The 7,084-nt window shown below is 65.7% G+C and carries 6 protein-coding genes; 3 read left to right on the top strand and 3 right to left on the bottom strand.

The window, feature by feature from the left end:
• Window positions 1–207 precede the first annotated feature (207 nt).
• The gene (locus G3N62_RS33500; RefSeq protein WP_004186709.1) at window positions 208–378 is read right to left on the bottom strand and encodes a rubredoxin; all 171 of its coding nucleotides are present in this window, start codon (window positions 376–378) and stop codon (window positions 208–210) included.
• Window positions 379–630: 252 nt separating this feature from the next.
• Here G3N62_RS33500 and G3N62_RS33495 point away from each other — a divergent pair, with 252 nt between their 5' ends.
• The gene (locus G3N62_RS33495; RefSeq protein WP_034187260.1) at window positions 631–1,497 is read left to right on the top strand and encodes a hydroxymethylpyrimidine/phosphomethylpyrimidine kinase; all 867 of its coding nucleotides are present in this window, start codon (window positions 631–633) and stop codon (window positions 1,495–1,497) included.
• Between the two features lie 186 nt (window positions 1,498–1,683).
• Here G3N62_RS33495 and groL read toward each other — a convergent pair whose 3' ends face one another.
• Together groL and groES are read right to left on the bottom strand one after the other, a co-directional pair.
• Complete coding sequence (gene groL / locus G3N62_RS33490; RefSeq protein WP_021163332.1) at window positions 1,684–3,324, bottom strand: chaperonin GroEL; 1,641 nt, start codon at window positions 3,322–3,324, stop codon at window positions 1,684–1,686.
• A 46-nt stretch (window positions 3,325–3,370) separates the two neighbouring features.
• A complete protein-coding gene (gene groES, locus G3N62_RS33485; protein WP_004186661.1) occupies window positions 3,371–3,664 on the bottom strand; it encodes a co-chaperone GroES in 294 nt (97 codons plus the stop codon).
• Between the two features lie 711 nt (window positions 3,665–4,375).
• Here groES and G3N62_RS33480 point away from each other — a divergent pair.
• The gene (locus G3N62_RS33480) at window positions 4,376–5,800 is read left to right on the top strand and encodes a carbohydrate porin (protein ID WP_241013277.1); all 1,425 of its coding nucleotides are present in this window, start codon (window positions 4,376–4,378) and stop codon (window positions 5,798–5,800) included.
• A gap of 76 nt (window positions 5,801–5,876) precedes the next feature.
• Window positions 5,877–7,010, top strand: a complete 1,134-nt coding sequence (locus tag G3N62_RS33475; protein WP_124669247.1) for a hypothetical protein — start codon at window positions 5,877–5,879, stop codon at window positions 7,008–7,010.
• Window positions 7,011–7,084: the final 74 nt, after the last annotated feature.

Here is a 7,084-nt window from a genome sequence, read left to right as displayed (position 1 = left end):
CGTCGGCGGCCGCCGCAAGCCATGCGTCGGCCGCGCGCACGGCCCCGCCGCGCGGGTTGGGCAGTGCGTCAGGGTGGGGAACGTTCGCCGGATCGGACGTCATGGACACGCGCGCCTGTCATCGTCAAGTCGCTCGCCCGAACCGCGGCGCGCGAGCGCCGGGCCGATGCGAGGCCGGAGCGGAGTGTCCGTGGGCCAGCGGTCCGATCAGATCTGGACCATCTCGAAGTCTTCCTTGCGAGCGCCGCATTCGGGGCACGTCCAGTTGATCGGGACGTCTTCCCAGCGCGTGCCCGGGGCAATGCCCTCTTCCGGCAGCCCGGCTTCTTCGTCGTAAATCCAGCCACAAATCAGGCACATCCAGCTCTTGTATTCCATCTTAGCCGCGTCGGGAAAAGTCGGTAAATTCGGGAGCCATGATGGTACCGTGTCGGGGCCGGACTGCCTAGCAATCGCGCTGGAGGACGGCGACTACGTTGCGCTGCGCTAAAAAATCCGTCGTGCGGGCCGGATTCCACCGCATAATGGCTGAAAAGTGCGGCCTGCCGGGCAACACAGGGCCGAAAACGGCCACTCGCCTCGCGGTCCGCATCTCCGTCGCTTTCCGTTTTTCTCTTGCCCCATTTTTACATGTCCAGCAACGCCCCTCCGATCGTCCTCACCTTCGGCCTGTCCGATCCCACCGGCGGCTCCGGCCTCCAAGCCGATCTGATGACCCTGGCGAGCATGGGCTGTCACGGCGTGTCCGTCCTGACGGGCTACACCGTGCGCGACTCCGCCGCCTGCGACGAAGTGACCGGCCTCGACCCCGAAGTCGTCGCCGCCCAGGCGCGCATGCTGCTCGAGGACATGCCGGTCGCCGCGTTCAAGATCGGCGCGGCGACGCGCGCGGAAGTCGTCAGTGCGATCGCCGAGGTCGTCGCCGACTACGACGGCGTGCCGCTCGTGCTCGCGCCGGATTTCACGCTCGACGACGAGCACGTGCTCGCGGCCGACGACCTGCGCGAGTCGATCGCCGACCTGCTGGCGCCGCAAACCACGCTGCTGGTCGCCGATCACGCCACGCTGATCGCGCTCGCGCAGCCAGACGGCGATGCCGAGGCGCCGAATCTCGACGCCGCCGTGTCGCACCTGCTGTCGCAGGGCTGCGAGTACATCCTGTCGTCGGAGACGGGCTCGCACCGGCTCGTCAACACGCTGTACGGCGAGGAAGGCCAGCTTCGCGAGGACATGTGGGATCGCTCGCCGCACCGGCTGATGGGCATCACCGATACGCTCGGCGCGGCCATCGCGGCGCTGCTCGCGAACGGCCAGGAACCGCCCGAAGCGGTGCGCGAGGCGCAGGAGTACCTGTACCAGGCCGTGCGCGACGCGTTCCGGCCCGGCATGGGCGCCTACCTGCCCGACCGGTTCTTCTGGGCGCGCAGCAATGAAGAATCGGATACGCCGCCGGCCGTGAAGGCCGATCCGGTATCGCGGACGTCGCACCGGCATTGACGCGGGCACGGCGGGCATGCCCCGCCGTCGCACCTGCCGCGCCACCGCGGGCGCAACGCCTCCGGCCGCCCCGCACGCACATCAAGATCCTCGCACCAATAAAAAAAGACCCGCATCGCTGCGGGTCTTTTCTTTTGGCTGGAACGCGCATCGCTGCGCGTTCCGGACACCATCGACCGAGGTCGATTACATGTCCATGCCCATGCCGCCCATGCCGCCCGGCATGCCGCCCGGCATCGGTGCGTCTTCCTTCGGCAGTTCTGCGACAGCTGCGTCCGTCGTCAGCAGCAGGCCAGCAACCGACGCTGCGTTCTGCAGTGCGGTGCGCGTGACCTTGGTCGGGTCGACGACGCCGGCTTCAACCATGTCGACGTACTCGCCCGTTGCTGCGTTGTAGCCGTAGTTGCCCGTACCTGCAGCAACGGCCGCCACCACGACGCTGGCTTCTTCGCCGCCGTTCGTGACGATCTGGCGCAGCGGCTCTTCCATCGCGCGCAGCACGATCTTGATGCCGGCGTTCTGGTCGGCGTTCGCGCCGGTCAGGCCTGCGATCGCGGTGCGAGCGCGGATCAGCGCAACGCCGCCACCTGCCACGATGCCTTCTTCCACAGCTGCGCGCGTTGCGTGCAGTGCGTCTTCGACACGTGCCTTCTTTTCCTTCATTTCGACTTCGGTCGCAGCACCGACCTTGATCACTGCAACACCGCCGGCCAGCTTGGCCACGCGCTCTTGCAGCTTTTCACGGTCGTAGTCCGACGTCGCTTCTTCGATTTGCGCGCGCACTTGCTTCACGCGTGCTTCGATGTTCACGGCTTCGCCTGCGCCGTCGATGATCGTCGTGTTTTCCTTGCCCACTTCGATGCGCTTCGCCTGGCCCAGTTCTGCCAGCGTTGCCTTCTCGAGCGTCAGGCCGGTTTCTTCGGCGATCACCTGGCCGCCCGTCAGGATCGCGATGTCTTCCAGCATCGCCTTGCGACGATCGCCGAAGCCAGGCGCCTTGACCGCAACGGTCTTCAGGATGCCGCGGATGTTGTTCACGACCAGCGTTGCGAGCGCTTCGCCTTCGATGTCTTCGGCGATGATCAGCAGCGGACGGCCAGCCTTCGCGACTTGCTCGAGCACCGGCAGCAGATCACGGATGTTCGACACCTTCTTGTCGTGCAGCAGCACGAACGGGTTGTCGAGGACGGCGACTTGCTTTTCCGGGTTGTTGATGAAGTACGGCGACAGGTAGCCGCGGTCGAATTGCATGCCTTCGACGACGTCGAGTTCGTCAGCCAGCGACTTGCCGTCTTCGACGGTGATGACGCCTTCCTTGCCGACCTTGTCCATCGCTTCAGCGATGCGATCGCCGATCGACGTGTCGCTGTTCGCCGAGATCGAGCCGACCTGTGCGATTTCCTTGTTCGTCGTGCACGGCTTGCTGATCTTCTTCAGCTCGTCGACAGCCGCTGCGACTGCCTTGTCGATACCGCGCTTCAGGTCCATCGGGTTCATGCCCGATGCGACGTACTTCATGCCTTCGCGAACGATCGATTGCGCGAGGACGGTTGCCGTCGTCGTGCCGTCGCCTGCGTTGTCGCTGGTCTTGGAAGCGACTTCCTTGACCATTTGCGCGCCCATGTTCTGGAGCTTGTCCTTCAGCTCGATTTCCTTCGCGACCGACACACCGTCCTTGGTGACCGTCGGGCCGCCGAAGCTGCGCTCGAGCACCACGTTGCGGCCCTTCGGACCCAGCGTGACCTTGACTGCGTTGGCGAGAATGTTCACGCCTTCGACCATCTTCGAACGGGCGGAATCGCCGAATACGACGTCTTTAGCTGCCATCTTCTAACTCCTTGAATTCTTGGGAATATGTACCGTCGGAGGACGCTTACTTCGCGTTGACCACGGCCATGATGTCTTCTTCGCGCATGACCAGCAGTTCCTGGCCGTCGACCTTCACGGTCTGGCCTGCGTACTTGCCGAACAGGACGCGATCGCCGACCTTCACGTCGAGCGCGATCGGTGCGCCCTTGTCGTCGCGCTTGCCCGGGCCGATGGCCAGGACTTCGCCCTGGTCCGGCTTTTCAGCAGCGGCGTCGGGGATGACGATGCCCGAGGCGGTCTTGGTTTCCTGATCCAGGCGCTTGACGATCACGCGATCGTGCAAAGGACGAAGGTTCATATTCACTCCTCTCTTGACTGAGATTGAAGAACGCTTAGGGAATCTGCCCGGCTTGTCGCCCGGCAGAGAATTGTTAGCACTCTCGTGCAGCGAGTGCTAATTATATGGACGGGTTTTGACAAATTCAAGAAGGGAAACCGGACGAATTTTCAACGCGGCACGGAAGCGGGGAAAACACCCGAAAATCACGAAAAATCCTTTTAAAACAAAACCCTGACCCACGCTACCCGGCTTGGCGGGCGAGCCCGCGCGGCCCGCGAATCGCATCCAGCCCCGTTTGGACACCGGGTAAGCACGGAGTTCCTGCGACCGGCGACATCGCATCGAAAAACCCGCGCAGGCGCCGATTCTGTCCGCCACAACGCGCCCGGTGCCCCGTCCCGCCTCCCCTGCCGGCGATCCATCGCTCCGCATCGAAGCATTCATTTTCATTACGCCGATATTTACGTTTTTTCTTTCGGAAAACACCCGTCAGCCCCCATCCGTAAGCCCTCCCATTACATTCAGTAATTTAGATGCGAATCATTCTCGTTTACATTGACATTCCCATTCGACACTCCTACGATGCGCCGCGTTGCGCTCTTCTTCATGCCCTGGCCGATCGGTGCCGAGCGTCGGGACAGCGACCGACAAGCAGGACTCCAAACCAATTAGAACCAGGAATTTGATATGAAGGTTGCGTCGTTCCATGGAGACCGCGTCCGCACCCGGATGCGCCCCGCCGCCTGTGCGGCCGTCCTCGCGTGCGCATCGTTCGCGAGCGGCGCTGCGTTCGCCGCCGCGTCGGTCGACGCGCAGCCCGAAGCGCCCGAGGCCGACCTCGCGATCCAGGCGAAGCCGGCCGGCATGTGGACCGGCATCTGGACGCGCCAGAGCCTGCTCGGCGACATGGGCGGCATCCGCCCGTGGCTCGGCAAGTACGGCGCGACGCTGCAGATCACCGAAACCAGCGAATACCTCGCGAACCTGCGCGGCGGGCTGAACCGCGGCGGCACGTATGACGGGCTGACGACCGCGACGCTGACGGTCGATACGCAAAAGGCGATCAGCCTGCCCGGCGGCACCTTCAACGTCAGCGCGCTGCAGATCCACGGCAGCAACCTGAGCGCGCGCAATCTCGGCACGCTCAACACCGCGAGCGGCATCGAGGCGCAGGACACGACGCGCCTGTGGGAGCTCTGGTACCAGCAATCGTTCCTCGACAAGCGCGTCGACGTGAAGATCGGCCAGCAGAGCCTGGACCAGGAGTTCATGGTCAGCACGTATGCGAACACGTTCGTCAATACGATGTTCGGCTGGCCCGCGCTGCCGTCGTATGATCTGCCGAACGGCGGCCCCGCGTATCCGCTCGCGGGCCTCGGCGTACGCGTGCGCGCACAGCTCACGCCGAAACTCACCGCGCTCGCGGGCGTGTTCGACGGCGATCCGCTCGGCAACAACCCGGGCAACCTGAGCGGCACGAACTTCAACCTGCACAACGGCACGCTCTATATCGGCGAGCTGCAGTACGCGCTGAACCAGCCGTCCGACGGCGAAATGGACACCGGCCATTCGAACGGACTGCCGGGTACCTACAAGATCGGCCTGTGGTATCACAACGGCCGCTTCGCGGACCAGAACGCCGGCACCGACGGTCTGTCGCTCGCCGATCCCGCATCGAACGGCAACGCGCGGCAGCACCACGGCGACTACAGCTTCTACGCGGTGGCCGACCAGATGATCTGGCGTCCCGACCCCACCGGCGCGAAAAGCCTCGGGGTGTTCGCACGCGTGATGGGCGCGCCGGGCGACCGCAACCTCGTGAGCTTCGCGGCGAACGCGGGCATCGTGCTGAAGGCGCCGTTCGACGGTCGCGACAACGACAGCGTCGGCCTCGCCGTCACGTACATCCAGGTCGGCAGCCACGTGACCGACCTCGATCAGGCCGCGCGCAACTTTGCAGCCGGCCCGTACGGCGTGCGCACCCGCGAGACGACCGTCGAGGCGACCTACCAGTATCAGGTCAACCCGTGGTGGGTGATCGCGGCCGATGCGCAGTACACGTTCAACGCCGGCGCGGGCCAGAACCCGGGCGACGCGACCCAGCCGCTGCGCAACACGTTCGTGCTCGGCGCACGCACGACGATCACGTTCTGACCGCCGCGCGCCCGCCGTCCGCCCACGCCACCCGTTTTCGCGCGCGCCGACGCGGCGCGCCTCCCAGGAGATCCCGATGATTCAATCCGCCCCGCTTCGCCGCCTCGCGACGGGCGCGCTGGCCGCCGTCGCGCTGACGGCCGCCGCCGGCGCGTTCGCCGAGCCGCAAGGCTTCCTCGAGACGCTGCATCGCCATACGCTGCTCGTCAACACGGTGCCCGACAACGGCGACCAGAACCCGTACGCGATCGCGGTTGCGCCGGTGTCGGCCGGCACGATCCAGGCAGGCGACGTGCTCGTCGACAACTTCAACAACGCGGCGAACCTGCAGGGCACCGGCAGCACGATCGTCGACTATCGGCCGTCGACCAAGCAGATGAGCCTGTTCGCGACGATTCCACGCGACCTGAAGGCGTGCCCGGGCGGCGTCGGCCTGTCGACCGCGATGACGATGCTGAAGTCGGGCTGGGTGATCGTCGGCAGCACGCCGAGCAACGACGGCACGACGTCGACGAAAGGCGCCGGCTGCCTGATCGTGCTCGATCCGCACGGCCGGATCGCCTCGACGTGGTCGAGCGCGAACATCAACGACCCATGGGGCAACATGGCCGTGGTCGACCGCGGCGACAGCGCGACGCTGTTCGTCAGCATGGCCGGCTTCGGCGTCGGCGGCGCGGACGGCAACCCGCCCGTCTACAAGCAGGCGACGGTACTGCGCCTCGACCTCGACGTGCCGGCCGGCAAGCCGCCCGTCATCAAGCAGGAAACGGTCGTCGCGAGCGGCCTCGGCGCGCAGGCCGACAAGGGCGTGTTCCTGGTCGGCCCGACCGGCCTCGCGCTGTCGGGCGACCAGAAGAAGCTGTACGTCTCCGACGCGATCGGCAACCGCGTCGTCGAGATCGACGATCCGCTCACGCGCGACACGAGCGCGGGCGTCGGCCGCCAGGTGACGGCCGACGGCTTTCTGCGCCGCCCGCTCGCACTCGCGACCGCGCCGAACGGCCATCTGCTCGCGACCAACGCGCTGAACGGCCAGGTCGTCGAGATCGATCCGGTCGCCGGCAAGCAGCTCTATGCGCGCTGGATCGATACCGACAAGGCGCAGTCGCCGCCCGGCAACGGCGACCTGTTCGGGATCGCGATGACGCCCGACGGCGACGGCTTCTATTACGTCCAGGACGACGTCAACACGCTGATGCTCGCGAAGTAACGGAGCCGACCATGGCAGACGATCTGAACCCGCCGTCGCGCCCCGCGCGCCGCGGCTTCCTGAAGGCCGGCGGA

This window comes from Burkholderia sp. Tr-20355 (assembly GCF_017104685.1).
GTDB classification, from domain to species: Bacteria; Pseudomonadota; Gammaproteobacteria; order Burkholderiales; family Burkholderiaceae; genus Burkholderia; species Burkholderia seminalis.
Note: the sequence above shows the minus strand (reverse complement) of the source record. Positions and strands in the feature narration are given on the sequence as shown.